Annotated in this window: 11 protein-coding genes and 1 other RNA gene; 3 read left to right on the top strand and 9 right to left on the bottom strand. The window is 54.8% G+C overall.

Translation table 11 applies throughout. From position 1 onward, the window contains the following. Positions 1-138 precede the first annotated feature (138 nt). Positions 139-687 (top strand): hypothetical protein, encoded by a 549-nt coding sequence (locus AKL25_RS20005; RefSeq protein WP_050479473.1) that lies wholly within the window; start codon positions 139-141, stop codon positions 685-687. 447 nt (positions 688-1134) lie between these two features. On the opposite strand, the gene AKL25_RS20000 is transcribed toward AKL25_RS20005, so the two are convergent. The 6 genes from AKL25_RS20000 to AKL25_RS19975 all read right to left on the bottom strand — a co-directional run bounded on the left by AKL25_RS20000 (position 1135) and on the right by AKL25_RS19975 (position 6492). After that, entirely contained in the window at positions 1135-1326 is a 192-nt protein-coding gene (locus tag AKL25_RS20000; RefSeq protein ID WP_050479472.1) for a 4-oxalocrotonate tautomerase, read from the bottom strand. 160 nt (positions 1327-1486) lie between these two features. Next, entirely contained in the window at positions 1487-2140 is a 654-nt protein-coding gene (locus AKL25_RS19995) for an outer membrane beta-barrel protein (protein WP_083444806.1), read from the bottom strand. Between the two features lie 380 nt (positions 2141-2520). After that, entirely contained in the window at positions 2521-3051 is a 531-nt protein-coding gene (locus AKL25_RS23905) for a fimbrial protein (RefSeq protein ID WP_083444805.1), read from the bottom strand. A 722-nt stretch (positions 3052-3773) separates the two neighbouring features. Continuing rightward, positions 3774-4940 carry a fimbrial protein gene (locus tag AKL25_RS19985; protein WP_167541920.1) on the bottom strand — a complete coding sequence of 389 codons (1167 nt, stop codon included), beginning with the start codon at positions 4938-4940 and terminating at the stop codon, positions 3774-3776. A gap of 29 nt (positions 4941-4969) precedes the next feature. Next, the gene (locus AKL25_RS19980; RefSeq protein ID WP_050479468.1) at positions 4970-5734 is read right to left on the bottom strand and encodes a fimbrial biogenesis chaperone; all 765 of its coding nucleotides are present in this window, start codon (positions 5732-5734) and stop codon (positions 4970-4972) included. Positions 5735-5961: 227 nt separating this feature from the next. Beyond that, positions 5962-6492, bottom strand: a complete 531-nt coding sequence (locus tag AKL25_RS19975) for a fimbrial protein (RefSeq protein ID WP_050479467.1) — start codon at positions 6490-6492, stop codon at positions 5962-5964. A gap of 516 nt (positions 6493-7008) precedes the next feature. On the opposite strand from AKL25_RS19975, the gene AKL25_RS19970 reads away from it, so the two are divergent. Both AKL25_RS19970 and AKL25_RS19965 read left to right on the top strand, forming a co-directional pair. Next, the gene (locus AKL25_RS19970) at positions 7009-9579 is read left to right on the top strand and encodes a fimbria/pilus outer membrane usher protein (RefSeq protein ID WP_050479466.1); all 2571 of its coding nucleotides are present in this window, start codon (positions 7009-7011) and stop codon (positions 9577-9579) included. A 485-nt stretch (positions 9580-10064) separates the two neighbouring features. After that, positions 10065-11246, top strand: coding sequence for a branched-chain amino acid ABC transporter substrate-binding protein (locus AKL25_RS19965; RefSeq protein ID WP_050479465.1), 1182 nt, complete (start codon positions 10065-10067; stop codon positions 11244-11246). Positions 11247-11359: 113 nt separating this feature from the next. Here AKL25_RS19965 and AKL25_RS19960 read toward each other — a convergent pair whose 3' ends face one another. From AKL25_RS19960 to AKL25_RS19955, 3 genes are all read right to left on the bottom strand, one after another. Beyond that, a complete protein-coding gene (locus AKL25_RS19960; protein WP_083444804.1) occupies positions 11360-12532 on the bottom strand; it encodes a branched-chain amino acid ABC transporter substrate-binding protein in 1173 nt (390 codons plus the stop codon). Between the two features lie 643 nt (positions 12533-13175). Continuing rightward, positions 13176-13538: a transfer-messenger RNA gene (ssrA, locus tag AKL25_RS23900) on the bottom strand. Positions 13539-13614: 76 nt separating this feature from the next. Next, positions 13615-17343 carry a DUF748 domain-containing protein gene (locus AKL25_RS19955; RefSeq protein WP_050479463.1) on the bottom strand — a complete coding sequence of 1243 codons (3729 nt, stop codon included), beginning with the start codon at positions 17341-17343 and terminating at the stop codon, positions 13615-13617. Positions 17344-17354: the final 11 nt, after the last annotated feature.

The following is a 17354-nucleotide window of genomic DNA, read 5'->3' as shown; positions in this document are numbered from 1 at the left end:
GATTTCAATCGCTCCCTCGCTCCTTTTTGAGAGCGTGCAGCAATTGCTAAAACGCAAATAGTTTCCTGAGATTAATTGGTGATAGAATTTTTTTTCGATGTAAGTAGGAATGAATTCCCGTCGAAAGGACGTTCATTCATGGATATAAATCTTGCCTGCTTCCGACAAGTCATTGTCTCTAAAAAAATCATTCAATCAAATATTTCAGGGGTGTTTATGTTTATCGCCAATCGGGATGTTGCCAGGTTCGCTTTTCTTTTTGTGCTTGCCGGATCGTCTGCGCCGTCGTTCGCTTCAGATGGGATACTTCGTTTCTTCGGCGCCATCACCGAGCCGGTATGCACCGTTCAGGGAACATCGTCCGAAGCAAACGCGAAGAGTGTGCGCCTGCAAGCACCGTCGCGCAGCATAGATCTCGCGGTGCGCTGCAATACGGCCCAGGCGGTCCACATCTCGTTCGAAGAACCTCTTGCAATTATCGAGGCACGTGCTTTGGGTAACAGCAACGACGCCGAAATGGTGTTGACCGGCACCAGCAAGACCATTCGTTCCGGCGACAGCATGCGCTATGTGTTTCCGGCGCAACGACATATTTCCATTCCCTTGACGGCGTCCATGCAGCAAGCGAGTGGCGCCGATAGTCTTGAGATGCGCAAGCACATCATGCTTTCTTTCGACTATCAATAGTTGTTCTGCAAGGCGGCCCTGGCGCGCAAGCAGAGATCGCATCGTCGTCGGGATTGTCGTTTCATAATGCAGGCTATTACGGACATGCAGACCTGTACTATCACCCGGGTTTTTATAGGAAAACCCTTAAAAAACTCGAACTTAAGCCAATCAATAAAAAATTAAATTCGCTTAAATTTTGATCGTTTTACGCTGCCGACAAAGCGGTACAGGGGCGCGTGCAAGATGGTCAGAAACCAAGACGCAGACAGTCGATGCAGGCCCAATTCCATCGGGGCATGCATGACGTCGTTGATTCCATGACCGTGATTCACACACACAATCGGACAGACTCTGTTTGACGGGGGAGGGGTTGTTGTCGGCTGCCGGGAAAGCAGGAGGAGGGGATCTGACAGTAGCAGGCTTCACTGCCGGTCGCTGCCAGATCAGGTCGAGATCAGATAGAGGTCACGATGACGGCTGCACCAGGAAGCGTCCTGCCCTGGCCCAATTCGTCCCTGCAATTTCGATAAAGACAACGTCGATACTCTCAATCGGGCAACACAGGATGTCGGAGGTCAGCCGCGTTACCTCTTCAACATATTTAATTTTTTGTTCTGCGCTTCTTCCTGGCGCCAGTTCAATTCTCAAGGTTGGCATAGCGATTCTCCTTTGGCTCTACATGATTGCATCATCAGCACAGTATCTTGCACTGTCCTTTTTGGTAAAGGCATGCTACCTCATCCGATGAGGTGCCGTCCCTGTTGCTTTCTCACTGGCGACTTATGTCCGGCTGGCTGAAGCAACAGATCGATCGTCGTCAGAACTTGTAGCGCAGGCCCAGCGAGAACATGCTTGTTTCGACTGGTTCAAAGCGATTATTGCCGAGCAACATGGCAGATTTGCCGAAGTATTCGTACTCCGCCCGTAATGACAGCTGCTGCGTGAATGCGTATTCGGCACCGGCGCCCAGCATCAGCCTGGTCGAGTTCGTCTTGCTGGTATTCAGCTGACCTGGCCGCGCGGTTGCCGGTGCGATGCTGCCATTGTCGCGGCGAACGGTATAGTCGTTTTGAAAGAAAATCGCGCCGGCCTTGCCGATGAGCGAAAACTGGTTGGTCAGGGGATACATCCCGACCGCATTCAGCGTGAAGCCCGATAATTTAGTTGTCTGGTGCAAATTGCTGCCCGGCGCGAATCGGGTGGTGTCGCCGGTAAATTTGCCGAAATCGATGTATTGCCCTTCCAGAGCAAAATACTGATTGAACTGGTAACCGCCAAACAACTTGAACCCGGTGTCTGTCGATTTCTCGTTACCGCCGACCCGGTAAAAGGTGCTTTCCGGTTTTGCCTTGGCATACCCAAGGCCTGCGCCAAGATAGAAGCCGTCATCAGCGGCCATCGATGTCAGCGGAATGGACCCCACAGCGAGAACAGTGCTCAGAAAAAGCGTTTTTTTGATTGAACTAGTCATAGCATCCTCAATAGTTGAATACTCTTTATGAAATGAATTGCGCCGGGTACACGTCCAGATATGCGTCCAGATGCAGGGTCAGCAATTGGATTAACTACATGCCTACCGATATGAAACCGCACATACCGGAGAACGGGCCCGCTTCGGCGACTGCACTGTGCAATGCATATCTTCATTTTTGCTTCTTCACACGCGACTGAAGCCGCTGGTCGCGGCTTCAGTCGGGCATCACAAAGCAGGCAAAATAAGCAGGGAAGATTTTTCACAGAGGTGCAGCCATAGCGGCAGTCCTGATCTGACAATGAGATAACCAGCATCCTCAGCCGAAGTCTTTCGTGTCATCGTTTCTTATCCGATTTTTTGCCTGCGCTACCGGCTGCTTATTGATACTCGATCGAGTAGGTCACGCTGGCAATGACGTTGCCGGCGGTGTGTGTCGCACCTGTGGAGTAGTAGCGTGCTTTGTAGTTCAATGTCGCTGCGCCACCACTAAGTGCTGTGAAAGGACCTGTGCCTTGCGAACCGGAAGCTGCACCCGCGACGATCGGAGTATTGTCCGGCATCGCCAGTTGAACATCCACGTTGGTTGCCGTACCAGTGTTGATCAAACGTCCGGTGGACGCATTGACGCCTGTACCGCTTTCAAAGAAAGCACGTACACCGGTGGCAGAGCCCCCGGCACAACCAGTCAGGGAGATTTGTATGGCGGTATCGCCAGTGGTGTTGCCGGCTGCACCCAAAGTGGTGGACGACACTGGCGGCAGAGCCTTTGAGATGGTGGAACCGCCACTGACGGTGCAGGTCGTTGCAGTCACCGAACCGGTGAAGTTAATGGTCCCGTCGGACGCGAAAGCTGCCAACGGCGCCAGGGAAGTAAGAGCCAGCACGGAGGCCAGGACTGTTTTTTTCATACGATAACTCCAATAATTGATAAAGTAATGTGCGGTGACCTCTGATGATGCTGAAACCGCTGTAACTCATGACCTCGGCAGGTCGCGATCAACTTTTAGTTATTCGCGTCACTTCGAAAGCCTTGTCGCGGTTGAGATGTTGTTCTTGAAATCTCAACTGCTTGATGCATGGTAGATAGCTGGCTGAGCGAAAAATATAGGAAAATTCTTAAAGAAGAATTTCTTGATTCGAAACATCAACAAGCCAAAAAAAATTCCAATATCAATTGGTAAAACGCTTTTTTCGTCGGCGGAAGCGATGCGCGTGAATGGGAGGCTGCGGCGGGAACTCGAAACGAATCGACCTGGAGACGGACAGGAAAAACGACTTGTTTAAGTCGAAGAGCGACATGTCAGTTTTCTTGCGGAGATGAGGCTGAATCCACGCGTTGCCGGAGGCTTTGATTCCCCGGTATCGTTATTTCTTCGCTCCGGATGTCAACACAGCATCACAGGATGATTTGGCTATGACGGGTATCAGCCAGGATCTCACGCAGCGGGGATCCGTGAACAATGGCGCGCACTCGCGATCGCTTTGCACTACATAAAACGGTGAAATAAAAAAGAGGACGGATGTCCCTCCTCTTTTTATCGTGCATCTGCCAGGGTATTTTCAAGCGCCGTTGGTATTCATTCCTCGCTGTTGTAATGTTCCCGGCGCTGCGATTTTCTCAAACATGACTTCATTGATACGACATGGTAAAGGTCGCCAATCCATTGGCCGTGCCCGGCGTCACGGTGCCGGTTTGGACATAGCGTGTAGAAAAGGTGATCCCAACCGGGCCGCTCGCACTGCCGTCGCTGTTAAACACGGAAAACTGATTGATTGTCCCCGAGGCTGAAGAATCGGGGCCAAAACTCATCTGCGAACCGCTTTTGCGCCAGACCTCAATCGCCAGTCCTTTTGCCGTGGATGTGGAGGTCAAGGGAAGCCGGTTGGAAGTGTTGCCTGGATTTTGCTGGTCAGTGAGCACCATGAACACCTTGGACGCAACGCCGGAACAATCAACGGAGATCGTGAAGTCCTGCCCCCAGGGAGAAACCGATCCGGGACCGGTGAACGTTTTACTCGAAATGCCTGTGGCGGGCGTCAGATTCGCGCTGATATTAGGCGTGTTCACCTTGCAGGTCTGAGGGACGATGGTGACGTTATTGGCCAAACTGATAGCGAAAAAATTAGCGCCCAGATCTAGGTTCGCGACAGACAAGAGTCCGGAAGCAATTTGTACGCTTGCGGTGGTAGAAAGAACAGACGCGTCTTTGACTAAACGGAGTTCATACGAAACTGGATTTTGAGTAAAAGCACGTAAACCGTTGCTGGTGAGCTGGTCGTTATAGACCCAAGGTAGAAGTGTATTCTCGATATTCCGCATTACTACGAGCGATATTCCTGGAACCCCCGTCTGCATGCTAGTGGTGCTTCCCGCAACTAAAGCTCGACTTGGCGTGACGATGGCATTAGGCGTGGTCGTGTCACACATAATGAGTTTGGTCGTTTGGGTAGGCAGTAGTGTACTGCGAGCCAGGATGGTCCCCGAAGTGGCATCCCGGGGTATCGTCACCGTAGCGGGCAAGGTGAAGTTGTAGCGCCATATTGCAGGTGCTGTTGGAGTGACCTGGTCACTAAGAGTCCAGTGGCACTCCGCATTACTCACGCCTGGCATCGCGAAGGCCGCGACAGACAAACTGCCGATGACCAAGACCCTGCGGGAATTGCGCCGGCACCACTTTCTCTCCCGGATCGGGGCCGTTTCAGATGCTGACTTCGCATCTGAATGATGAGCAGAATTTTCCCTGTCGCCGCTGAAAGCACGCAGCATCGCCCATGCATTCGAAATATATTTTTTCATCGCATTATCCCTGTTAGCCCGGTGGCGCATCACTGCGTAAAGTCACTTTCCACATCAACGCCGCCACCGTAGTCGTTCAGATAGGTAAAGCGTACTTTCACGCCGGCGGCCGGGGCCTTGTGCAGGTCCTTCAGCTCAAAGCGAGCTTCGCCGCCCGGGGGGAGCATGCCGCCTTCTTCATTCATCGCTTCGGGCTTCTCTGCCTTGGGGACCCCCAGACCGGCTTTGGTCAGATTGAGATAGTAGGGCGTGGGGTTCCTCGCTTCGAGTGCATAGGCGTCGCCATTGCGCACCAGCTTCCAGGTGAGCCTGCCCGGCGCAGTCAGCAATTGTTCTTGCGTGTTCAGCGCCTGCGGACGATAGAACACCTTGATGCGCGTGCGGAATGCCATTTGCATGTAGCTGGTGTCGTTGGTGTCGATGTTCTGCGGCCGGGGCGGGACTTCGAGCATGTTCAGCCAGAACAGGCTTTCCTTGTCTTGCGGCAGTTTTTCGGTCGGATTAAGGATCATGCGCACCGTCTGGCCCTTGGCCGGATCGATGCGAAACAGCGGCGGCGTGAGCAGGAAGGGGACTTGGATTTCATTCGGTACGGATTTGACGTCGCCCTTGTCCAGCCACATTTGCACCAGCCCCGGACTGAGGCCTTCATTGGTCATCCGGATCGACACTTCGCGCTCATTGGACGGGAAGACGACGCGCGTGTTGTTAATGACGACGCTGGCGTCGGCCTGGCCAGTGGCGCCAATACATAAGGCGCACAGCGTCAAGATAATTTTAAGTTTATGGTTCATACCCCACCTTTTTTGATGTCGTTGTACATCAATGCAGTCGCAACGGCGGCTTCATTGATTTCGTTTAGGACAAGTGTTTAACAAGCAGAATCGTACTGTTGCAATCGAGAATTCCTGTTGTGGCGATCATGTCACTTTGATGGAATCCACCAGCGTGCATCATCGCGGCGGCCTGTCGTGCAACAGTCCAGATTGTGGCCAGACTGTGTTTGGCCCGGCTTCGTTGATTACTCGTACTCGATCGCGTAGGTCACGCTGGCGGCAACGGTACCGGCCGCGTGTGTTGTCGCTGTGGAGTAGTAGCGTGCCTTGTAGTTCAGACTCGCTGCGCCGCTGACGATAGACGTGTAGGTGCCGGTGTTCTGCGCACCGGAAGCCGCACCTACGATGATCGGGGTATCGTCCGGCATCGCCAGTTGAACATCCACGTTGGTTGCCGTGCCGGTGTTGATCAAGCGGCCGCTGGTCGCATTGACGCCTGCACCTGATTCAAAGAAAACGCGTGCACCGCCGCTGGCCGGATTGCAACCTGTCAGGTTGATCGAAACGCTGGTGTCGCCGTTGGTACTGCCGACGGTGCTCAGGGTCGAGCTCGACAGTGTCGGCAGGGTCCTGGTGAAGTTCGGGGCGCCGCCATTGATGATGCACGTCGGTGCAAACACGGAACCGTTGATGATGATGGTGCCGTCGGAGGCGAAAGCCCACAGCGGTGCCAGAGAAGCAGTGGCCAGGAGGACGGCCAAGACTGTTTTTTTCATAAGATAACTCCAGGAATTGATAGCCATGTTGCAGTGATTTCTGCCGACGCTGAAATCGTTTGAACCCGCGACCTTCGGGTGTGACGACCGAATTTTGATTATTCGTATCACTTTTGAAGTCTCGTTGCGACCGAAGGAATGTCTTCAAATCTCAACCGTTGGAGAGCATGGTAGGGACTCACGGAGACAAACAACATAGGAAAACTCTCAAATATGAATTCCTAATAAATGGAGTAGACGACAGGTGTTTTAGGCAACCAAGCCGGACAAAATGTACTCGTCGACATATCAAAACCTGTTTCGGCCTGGCGTGACATGTCGTGCAATTTCGAAGGGGCGCATTGCTCTTGCATGTTCGCAAGGGCGAAAAAAGAAGCGTTGCATTCAAAAACACATTTTTGGGAATTTTCCTATATCTCGTAAAAATAATCGTCGCGACAATAGCGTCCTTGTGTTGGCGAAGGAAAGCGCGCCAATCTATTTTCAAGATTTGAATCTAACGATTGGCAGCGACGCATGGGATATGTTCAGAAAAAATTTCAGCTTAAGCCAGTTTGCACCTTGGTCCTGATGGCGTTGGCAGTTCTGGAAAGCGCGGCTGTTTATGCGGAAAAGCCGTCGATGAACCTGGCGCAGGTGGAGTTCGGCAATGAGTTTCTTCAATTCAGAGGTGGGGCGCCGGTAGACGTTTCGCGCTTTTCCAAGGGAAACGTCGTGATACCGGGAAGCTATCCGTCGGATATTTACGTCAACGGCACCTGGTTGGGCAGAGTGGAGGTGCTCTTCCGCAGCACCGGCAAGGATGCCGCGACGGGAGCGTCTCCCTGTATGGACCGCGCACTGCTGGACATGGCCGGCGTGGACTTTGAAAAGATGACGCCGGAGGCGCTTGCCTCTCTCCAAAGCGGCAAGACCGCCGGCAACTGTTTACAGATTCAAGATCTCATCCCTGATGCAACGGCTACCTACGATAGTGCCGATTTGCGTCTCGATTTCAGCGTTCCGCAAATCTCTTTGCGTCGTAGCGCCCGTGGATATATCAGCCCTGAGTTCTGGGACAAGGGGATCAACGCCGGTATATTGGGATACAACTTCAATGCCTACCGCAGCAGCAGCGGTTCGACGACGAACACGTCCTACTATCTTGGACTCAATGGCGGCATCAATCTGGGCGACTGGCACTTGCGCAATTCGGGTTCTTTCACAAAACAGTCCGGATCGCCGACCAGGTATCAGAACATTGCTACCTATCTTCAACGCGACATCGTACCTCTGAAAAGCCAATTGATCATTGGCGATTCCTTTACGTCGGGAGAGTTGTTCGACAGCGTCGGATTTCGCGGCGTTCGCCTCGCTTCGGACGATCGCATGCTGCCCGATTCGCAAAATGGCTATGCGCCGATCGTGCGCGGCGTTGCGAGGACTAATGCGCGCATTCGCATTACCCAGAACGGCAATTTGATTTACGAAACGACGGTGGCGCCTGGTCAGTTTGAAATCAACGATCTTTACCCAACCGGGTACGGCGGTGATTTGCGGGTAGAGGTGACGGAAGCCGATGGCAGCCAGAGCAGCTTCATCGTTCCCTACGCTTCTATCGTCCAGTTGTTGCGCCCCGGTGTCAGCCGTTACGCCATCACGGCCGGTCAGACGCGCAATGTGGGATTAGGCCCGTCCATCAGCTTCATGGAAAGCACTTACCAGCGCGGCATTACCAACGATATCACCTTGTTCGGCGGAGGCATCATTGCGGCGGACTACCTGGCGGCCATCGGCGGATCCGCATTCAGTACGCCGATAGGCGCGGTGTCATTCAGCCTCACGCAGTCGCATGCCAAAGTATCGGATCGCGATGTGCGTGACGGTCAGAGCTTTCGTGCCGACTATAGCAAGTTCTTGAAAGAAACCAACACCAATTTCTCGCTGGCGGCGTATCGTTACTCCAGTAGCGGATATATGCGACTGGCCGATTTGCAGTTGGCGAAGTCCTTGCAATCTCAAGGTGTCAATCTGAGTGCGCAAGATCGCCAGCGTAGCCAGCTGCAGCTGATCATCAATCAAAGTCTCGGCAGCGGAAACGGTTCGCTCTATCTGTCCGGCGCGACCCAGAATTACTGGAACCGTCCCGGTTCGAACACGCAATACAACGCCGGTTACAGTAACACCTGGAGACAGATGAGTTATAACGTTTCGGTACAACGCCAGAAGGACTTGGCAAGCGGGACAGCCGGTACGCTTTTATACGCAAGCTTGTCCTTCCCGCTTGGGCAGGAAATTCACTCGCCGCGCATCACTACCAGTGCTTCGCGCGACAGTCGCAGTGGAACGACCTTGCAAACTTCTGTGACAGGCACTGCAGGGGACGACAACGCGTTGTCATATGGCGCAACAGGGTCGAAGGACGGCAGCGGATCGAAGACTGCTTCCGCCAATGTTCAATACAGCGCCCCTTATGCCAATCTCGGAGCGAATGTCAGCGCGGGCAGTACCGGTTCTGCACAATCGGTTCAAGTCTCCGGCGGGTTGGTGGTGCATGCCGGGGGTATTACGTTGTCGCAGACATTGGGTGAAACAATCGGCATTGTCGAAGCGAAAAATGCGGAAGGCGCCCAGGTTAATACAGCGGGTGTTCGCGTCGACGGTCGCGGCTATGCCATTGTTCCTTACCTGACGGCCTACAGAATCAACGAAATTGCGATCGACCCGAAGGGGACTTCCACGGATGTCGAGCTGGCAGTGACCAGCCAGCGGGTGGCGCCGCATGCGGGTGCAGTCGTGATGCTGAAGTACCCGACAGTGAGCGGCCGATCCGTATTGATCAATGTGAAGCTGTCAAACGGCGATCCGCTGCCGTTCGGTGCGGAAGCCTTCGATGAGCAGGGCAATTCGGTGGGGATGTCCGGACAAGGCGGAAGCATCTTTGTGCGTACGGCAGAGGCGGATACGGGTAAGCTGACCATTAAATGGGGAAGCAAAGACCAGGATCAATGTCGGTTGAACTATCAATTGCCGGCCCGGGACAAAGATGCGAAGGGCATGGTGTACGACTCCACAACTGCCGTCTGTACCCTGGGCAGATCGTCCTGAATGAAGATGGGGACCTGCTCTCCCATCCCTTTCGACAGCCAGGTGCCGCTCGCATCGTTTGCGGATGTGACGTGCGGTCTTGGCAGGCAATCATTCGGGCCTCGACTTTTCTGGAAAAGAACGCGTAATTTTCACGGAGGATGCATGCGCTCGGTGCCGGGAATCAAACACCCGAGCAATCCGCAATCAATTCACAAGCCGCACTAATACAACACGCAACACAACACGCTTCTCAAGCGGCTTAGTGTCCCTCCCGGCGCAGCCCCAAGGGGAGCACCAATCTGCAATCCCCCTGAAAACAACCTTGACACGCTCAAGCCGGCAACGCAGGATGCGTGAGCCCAGCCGCGTTACCTCTTCAACATAAGCAAGGCACGCGGCTGTGGCAGCTTACTGTGCAACAATACAAATAATTGGCGCTTTGATGGCAACGGCGCCGCCTGTGTGCGTTGCGCTTCGGCGCTTGATCAAAACGGAAATCGGACATGAAGAGCTTATGTAAGAGCCAAGGATGGTTTTTGAGTCGGATCGGTAAATTGCTGCTATCGATTTCTTTGTTGGCGCAGGCGCAGGCGTGTTTCGCGGAAGAGGACGGCAGCCTGACACTGACGATAGGGTTTTCCGGCGCCTTGAGCGGCGTTTCCGAGTCGTTTGGCAAGAGCCTTGCCAACGCGGCAGAACTGGCCATTGCCGACAACAACCGTTCGCCGTTCAAAATGAACGGAAAACGTATCTACTTTCGATTGTTGCGCAAAGATGATCGCGGCAGTACCGAAGGGGCCGCAGACATCGCTGCTGAGTTCGTCAAGGCCGGTGTTGTCGGCGTCATTGCCGGCACCAACAGCAGCACGAGTATTGCCGGTTCGCCGATTTATGCCAAAGCGGGTATTCCACAAATTTCCGCGACAGCGACCGTAAAGCAATATACGGAAGCGGGGTCGTCAAGTACGTTTCGAATGATCGGCATTGACGATAACGCTTGCGATTTTTTGGGGAAATACCTGATCAGGAATCTGAACGTACATCGGATTGCCGTGATTGATAACGGCAGCACCTTCGGCACTTCCATCAGTACGCTTTGCAGCAAGGTCGCAAGGAGCTACGGCGCGGCGGTTGTCAGTCGAGAATCGATTGATCCGACTTTGCTGGACTTCAGCAGTATTCTCAAAAATCTCAGTACAAAAAACGCCGATGCGATTTTCTTTGGCGGTTATTCGTCGCAGACCGGTACGCTGGCCCAGGATATGCAACGCCTGGGAATAAAACCTTACCTGGTCACGTCCATGGTGGGCATCGTCGGTTCGTCTTTCTTAATGTCGACAGGCGCCGCCGCGAATGGTGTGATCGCACAGGAAGCCGGAGCATCGTTGACCAGCATGCCTGGATGGAAAAAATTCGAAGCTGATTTCACTCGTCATTTCGACTTCAACATCTACGGCCTGACACCTTATGCCTACGACGCTGCGGCTGTTTTCATGGCTGCCGTACGGCAATCCAATTCCGTGGATCCGAAAAAAATTGCCGAGACGCTGCATCAGATCAACTACAAAGGGGTAACGGGAGCAGTCTCTTTTGATGCCACCGGCAATCCGCGCACGCCGTCGTTTACCATTTACAAAGTACAAGACCAGAAATGGATTGCCTTAAAGACCGACACAGTCCGTTGAGCGCATGATCGCCCGGCGGGCAGGCACCATTTCAGATGCTGCCGTGGTTGGCTGGCGCCTGAGGAGGTGTTGAGGATTCATGTGGACGCAGTGTGCACATCCGGACGAACTTGCTACCGGCCTTGTTTTGCCCTGACGATTTTAACCAGCACCCATTTTTTTTCTTTTACCTGATAAATGGAATAAATGGGCTCTTCCAGATTGCCTTCAGCATCGAACGAGATCATCCCGGTCAATCCCTTGTGTTTGATGCGATGGAGCGCCGCAGTGATTTTTGGAGGATCGAGAGACTGTGCCCGCACGACTGCCGCAACGATGGCTTGTATGGCGTCATAGGCTAGCGGCTCGTACAACTCGGCCGCGCTGTCGAACTTCTCTACATTGGCTTTTTTTATCGCTTTCCAGCCTTCGACTTCATTGAAAGGCAGGGTGGTCTCCAGAGCGATCGTGCCATCAGCCTTATCTGCGACATCCGGAGACAAAAAATTGGAGCTGGTCATGCCGTTGGCGCCGCTGACCAGCATGGCGGTCATGCCCAAACGCCGCATGGCGTTCAACAAGGGCGCTTCTTGTGAATACAGGCCGCCGAAGAAAACGATATCCGCTTTTCTCGCACGCACCAAGGCTGTGTTGAAATCGGAAGTCGTGTCATCGACGAAGTCGCGACTCATGATGGTGCCGCCGTTTTGGGTGATCGCCAGGCTGAAATTGTCGGCGAAAGTCCGGCCGGCTTCGGTACGGTTATCGATGACAGCGATGCTTTTGTTGGGATAGGTCGTGCGGATGTACTCGCCAAGGTAGCGGCCGCCCTGATCGCTGTGGCCGATAATGCGGAAGGTGGTCTGAAATCCTTGCTGGGTAAACGGCCGTCCGCTCGCAGTGGGTGTGATTTGCGCGATGCCGGCGTCGCTATAGATTTTGGAAACGCTCATGGCGTTGCGCGTATTGCCCCGGCTGATGACAGCGACAACCCCCGTTTTTACAAAATAATTCGCGACCTGGACAGCATTGTTGGCATTGGACCGGTCATCCTGCACGTTCAGTTTGAAGACAACCAGTTTCCCATTGATTGTGATCTTGCGTTTGTTTGCGTCATCAATGGCGAGCTGGGCTGCATTGGCGCCGTTCGTTCCGTAGGGACCGTAAATCCCGGTCAGCGGCGTGAGAAATCCGATGGATGCCGTCTGTACATCCTGAGCATGCGCTGAAGAAACCTGAAACAAGATACCGCCGATGACGCTGCCTAATGCCCACAAAGCGCTGAATGTCCGTGTGCGAATTTTCATAGGTGATTTATTCTCGGATTGATTTGACACCTGACAGCCCCCAGCATCATAAATTGAAATTTATGCAACATTAATGTGGGTAATAACTCATTATAAATTAAACTATTCGATATTAATTTCGAATAAAAACTATTGAATTTTTGTTTTGTTTAGACGTGTGAAATCAGGGAGCGATAGAGGTTTTTTGATCCGCATCGGCCAATTCAAGCCGAACGGAGAGTGCGTTTTTGGGCAAAACAGGTCTTGGTGAGGAGGGTGTATGGTGGAGTTGCGCCTGTTGTTATCTTTCATCATTCATCTGGCCCCGGCGAACGTTGGAGCTCGGTGTTGTGACACCCGCCGATACGACGCTGGGTCCTGACTTTCGTCAGGACGACGGTGTCACAGGTTTTGGCAGGACGTTTCGGGCTTAACTGAACGGCATTCCACCCAACGTTGACCTTCGTATTGGTGGTTGAGTTGTAGGAATCTCCCACAGTTGGGCTTGAAAGCCCAACTGGCTCGTCCGGCACGAAGTGATGCTTCGCGCAACCCCGGGCTTGCCCCGCGTCCGTACCGGACGCGGATTCGGTTCGGTTCGGTTCGGTTCGGTCTGGATCATCACCAATAAAAAAGGCCACCCGGGGGTGACCTTTTGTATTGGTGGTGGAGCCGGCGGGAATCGAACCCGCGTCCGCAAGCACTCTACAGACAGTTCTACATACTTAGCGCTGCCATTTGATTTAACCCGAACGACGCGGACGCGCACGCTTCGTTAAGGCGAGTCACCTTAGATTTAGCCTTGAATCAAGTGACCCGATTCAAAGCGATTCCTTGTAAATGACTCTACTGCTGTTTTACCAGCCTACCCCAAGGAAGAAGTAGTGTAGAGCAAGCGGGTATTAAGCCGCTTGTGCGTACGAGTTATCGTTTGCAGTTATATCTTGTCTGATTGTATTTACGAGGTAGTCAGGCCTCGGTATGCCCTGCGCTGCTTTGCAACCCACGTCGAAACCAAGTCGGCCCCATGCAGATCTGCATTATAACTCAGTATGGGGGCGGCTTGCCGGCTTATCAAGAGCGGTCGTGCGCATCCCACCCCTCTATTGCTGCAACGTCAGCTCGACGCGGCTGGTTTGTCCCTTGTCCTTGATGCCTTCGGCGTTGAGCTTGGGCGCGATCAGGTAAATACGATCGGCCGAGATGATGCTTTGGTCTTGCAGGTAATTGCGTACCAGGTCGGCACGGCGCTGCGCCAGGTTGCGCAGGTCGTCTTCGGTGATCGTGGTGTTGTCGACGATCAGTTTTTGCATTTCTTCCGGCGGCAGCGATTTGGTCAGGCCGACCATGTTGCGCGGTTTTTTGAATTTCTCGTCCTTGTAGACTTTTTCCATGTACTTGGTGCGCTCGCCTTCCGTGACGTCGAGGTCCTTGCCGGAGGGTTGGCCTTCTTTTTCGATGATGTCCTTGCGTTTCATTGCGCGCATCTTGCGATTGAGAAGTTCCTGGCGCAGGCCGGCGTCGTCTACGGCGGGATCGGCGCGGCCCATGACGTCGATCTTCAGGGCCGGACGCTGATGCAAGGCATAGCCGAGCGTATCGAGTTTCTTGCGGATGTCGTCGGTCAGTTCCGATGAGCCGGGTTCGAATTCGATATAGCTGAGTTCGCCTGCGCTGTCGCCGCCGAACATCGAGCTGATCAGCGCAAACGGCGAGGTGACCGCCTTGACGATCAGGTTGACGAAGACGCGCATGATGATGCCGCCGATCGAAAACTGCGGATCGGACAGCGAGCCGGAAATCGGCAGGTTGAGGTTGATGGTGCCGTTGCGGTCTTTCAGCAGGGAGACGGCCAGCATCACCGGCAGCTTGGTGACGTTGGGGCCGTCGACGTGGTCGCCGAAGGTCAACTGTTCGATGCGGACATCGTTTTGCGCGACCAGCTTGTCGTTTTCAATCTTGTATTGCACGTCCATCGACAGCTTGCCCTTGGTGATCGGGTAGCCGGCGTACTTGGCGGAATAGGGCGTCAGGCGCGGCAGCTGCACGCCGTTGGCGCTGGCTTTGACGTCGAGGAACATCGGCTTGAACAGGGGATTGAGCGCGCCGGAGATTTGCAGCGGCGCGTCGTTGTCGATCTTGCCGCGCAGGTCGATGGTCGCCGGCGCCGGCTTGTCGGAGGCGATGCTGCCGATGGTGCCGCCCATGCCGGTCATGTTGGCGGTGTAGTTGGGCTTGACGAAGTTGTCGGTGAAATTGATGTTGCCGCCTTGCAGGACCGTCTGGCCGATGCGGATGACCGGCGCATTCGGATCAGGCGCGGCAGGCGTGACCGGCGCTGTGGAGGTGGTGGTCTTGGCGACGGTGGTGGAGGGTTTGTCGTCGGCGCTGGCCGGCGTCGTGACGGAGCTCGGCGGCTGGTCTTTGGAGACGACGATGTCTTGGAGATTCAGCTTGCCCTGATCGGACAGGATGGCGCGGGCGTAGAAATCGGAGAGGGCGATTTTTTCCAGCGACACCACCGGCTTGCCGTCGATCTTGGCGTTGATGCCTTGCAGGTTCAGCACCCTCCAGCGCAGGAAGTCGCTGGAAGTCAGCTTGTCGAGCACGCGGAAATTGTTCAGGCTGGCCGAGCCGTTATATTGCAGCGCCAGCGTTTGCTTGTTGACGGGCGGCGTCAGTGCGAGCTTGCCCTTGGTGCTCAGGGTGCCGCTGGTGAGCGTGACGTTGAGGTAATCGGTGAAGTAGGTCTGGAACGGTGCAATCGGCAGGTTTTGCGCATCCAGGGCAAGGTCGATGGTCTTCAGTTGCGGCGCTGCCTGGCCGGTGACGTTGAGTTTGCCGTTCTTGTTGAGTTTGGTTTGCAGCGAGATCCTGGTGGTCTGATCCAACTGGCTGGAGAGATTGTCGACCTTCAGGTTGATGCCTTCGGCGCGCAGTTTTTGGGGCGGCGTGGTGCCGCCGTCTTCGTAGGCGATGGTGCTGTCGGTGATGGCCAGGCTGTGCAGTTTGGCTTGCCATGCCGCAGTGTTTGAAGCGGCCGGTGTTGTGGCCTTTGCAGGCGCGTCGGTTTTGGCGGAAGCGTCGGTTGCGGCGGCCGGCTTGCCCGACGCGGCGGACGTGGCAAGCAAGTCTTGCAAGTTCAATACGCCCTTGGCGTCGCGTCGCAGGTCGCCGTTCAGGCCGGCGATGCGGAACGTGTCGGCTTCCGCTTTACGCGCTTGCAAGTCGATCGATGCATTGTCCAGGGCGATGGTTTTGGCGCCGATGACGCTCGCTGCGGATTTTGCTTTGGACGCCAGTTTCAGATCGCTCACCTCGACACCGAGCTTGCCGAGTTTGACCTGGCCGCCGGCGACTTGCACCTCGGTCTGGCCCGAGACCTTGCCGCTGAGCGCGCCGTTGAGGGAACGATTGAGGTAATTCTGATAGCCGCTCAACTGTACCGATTTCAGCGTTGCATTGCCGTTGACGCTGCCTTTAAGCGGTGCGACTTCACCGGTGAAGCCGATTTCGCCGTGGCCGTTTTCGGTGAGCGACAAGGCGATTTTGGCTGGCTTGGCATCGGCGACGGTGGAGATTTCTTCTGCGTCGACGGTGATTTTTTCCAGCTGCACGACCTGGCGCGGCGCGGCGTTGGCGTCGTCCGTCCATTTGACGCTGCCGTCGCGCACCATCAATTTGCGGACGGTAATGGCCGGTGCGGCGGCAGCCGGTTTGGCGTCAGCCGTTGCAGGTGCGGCCGGCGCTGTTGGTGCTGCTTGGGCCGCGGTCTTCTTCGCCGCAGCAGGCTTGGTGTTGCTCTTGCCGATGCGGGTCCAGTTGATCTCGCCCTTGTTGTTCATCTCTGCCCATATTTCGGGCTTGTCGATAGTAATCTGGTCGATGACGCCGCTGAGTTTGACGAGGTCGAGCTTGTTGATTTTTGCCGCGATCGAACCGGCTTTCAGCAATTGCGCTGCGTTCTTTTCCTGTACCGAAATATCCGCCAGCGTCACGTCGCCGTCGAGGGCGATTTGCGGTTTGTCCTTGTCGCGGCTGAAGGTGAGGTCAAGTTGCGTGGTGAGCTTGGCGCTCTCCAGTTTGACGGGCAGCGCAACCGGGACAAACGGCACGTAGCTCGCCAGGTCCAGCTTGTTGATGTCGATGGCCAGCGTGGTGTCGAGCGAGCTGGCGAAGGGTTTGCTGCGGCCTTTGAGCGAAAACGGCGTGCCGTTGACGGTCATCGACAGGACCGGCTGGACAAAGGTATCCACGTTGCGCGGCAGGTTGGACACGAACGGCACGCCGATGTTGAGCGTGCGGATGTCGATGGTCTTGCCGGTGACTTTGTCGTCGAACAGGATGGCGCCGTTTTGCAATTGCAGGTTGGCCAGCGAGAAGAAGGTTTCTCCTTCGCTCTTCGGCATGGCGAGAATGCGGTCGATGATGTCGGAGAAATTGTAGCGGCCGATGCCTTCGTCGCTGAGGCGGACGACGTGGACCCTGGGTTCGACCAGTTTGACTTCATCGAGGATGGCGGCCAATCGCGGCAGGGAGGTGGCGGAGGCGTTGACGACCAGTTCTTTGGCGCTGAACGCGGCGGTTTTCTGATCAGGCTCGTAGAGCGTCACGTCATGTACGCGCAGGGCGAGGATGAAGGGATTGAAACTGACTTCGCCGATGTCGAGCTTGCGGCCGATTTTTGCCAGGGTCTGCTCGGCGGCGATTTTCTTGACCAGCGACGGCAGCGCCAGCCAACTGATCAGTGCGAGCAGCAGCAGGACGGTGGTGGTGTATGCGGACCAGCGCAGTGTGCGCAGTTGCCAGGCAGGACGGGGATGATTCGCCATGATCGTTTCCT

The organism is Herbaspirillum rhizosphaerae (assembly GCF_001189965.1).
GTDB lineage: Bacteria > Pseudomonadota > Gammaproteobacteria > Burkholderiales > Burkholderiaceae_D > Herbaspirillum > Herbaspirillum rhizosphaerae.
Note: the sequence above shows the minus strand (reverse complement) of the source record. Positions and strands in the feature narration are given on the sequence as shown.

Excerpts from the sequence above, each read along its gene's own strand:
- AKL25_RS19960 (WP_083444804.1), bottom strand. The coding sequence starts at position 12,532 with ATGAAAATTCGCACACGGACATTCAGCGCTTTGTGGGCATTAGGCAGC.
- AKL25_RS19955 (WP_050479463.1), bottom strand. The coding sequence starts at position 17,343 with ATGGCGAATCATCCCCGTCCTGCCTGGCAACTGCGCACACTGCGCTGG.
- AKL25_RS20005 (WP_050479473.1), top strand. The coding sequence starts at position 139 with ATGGATATAAATCTTGCCTGCTTCCGACAAGTCATTGTCTCTAAAAAA.
- AKL25_RS23905 (WP_083444805.1), bottom strand. The coding sequence starts at position 3,051 with ATGAAAAAAACAGTCCTGGCCTCCGTGCTGGCTCTTACTTCCCTGGCG.
- AKL25_RS20000 (WP_050479472.1), bottom strand. The coding sequence starts at position 1,326 with ATGCCAACCTTGAGAATTGAACTGGCGCCAGGAAGAAGCGCAGAACAA.
- AKL25_RS19995 (WP_083444806.1), bottom strand. The coding sequence starts at position 2,140 with ATGACTAGTTCAATCAAAAAAACGCTTTTTCTGAGCACTGTTCTCGCT.
- AKL25_RS19965 (WP_050479465.1), top strand. The coding sequence starts at position 10,065 with ATGAAGAGCTTATGTAAGAGCCAAGGATGGTTTTTGAGTCGGATCGGT.
- AKL25_RS19985 (WP_167541920.1), bottom strand. The coding sequence starts at position 4,940 with ATGAAAAAATATATTTCGAATGCATGGGCGATGCTGCGTGCTTTCAGC.
- AKL25_RS19980 (WP_050479468.1), bottom strand. The coding sequence starts at position 5,734 with ATGAACCATAAACTTAAAATTATCTTGACGCTGTGCGCCTTATGTATT.
- AKL25_RS19970 (WP_050479466.1), top strand. The coding sequence starts at position 7,009 with ATGGGATATGTTCAGAAAAAATTTCAGCTTAAGCCAGTTTGCACCTTG.
- AKL25_RS19975 (WP_050479467.1), bottom strand. The coding sequence starts at position 6,492 with ATGAAAAAAACAGTCTTGGCCGTCCTCCTGGCCACTGCTTCTCTGGCA.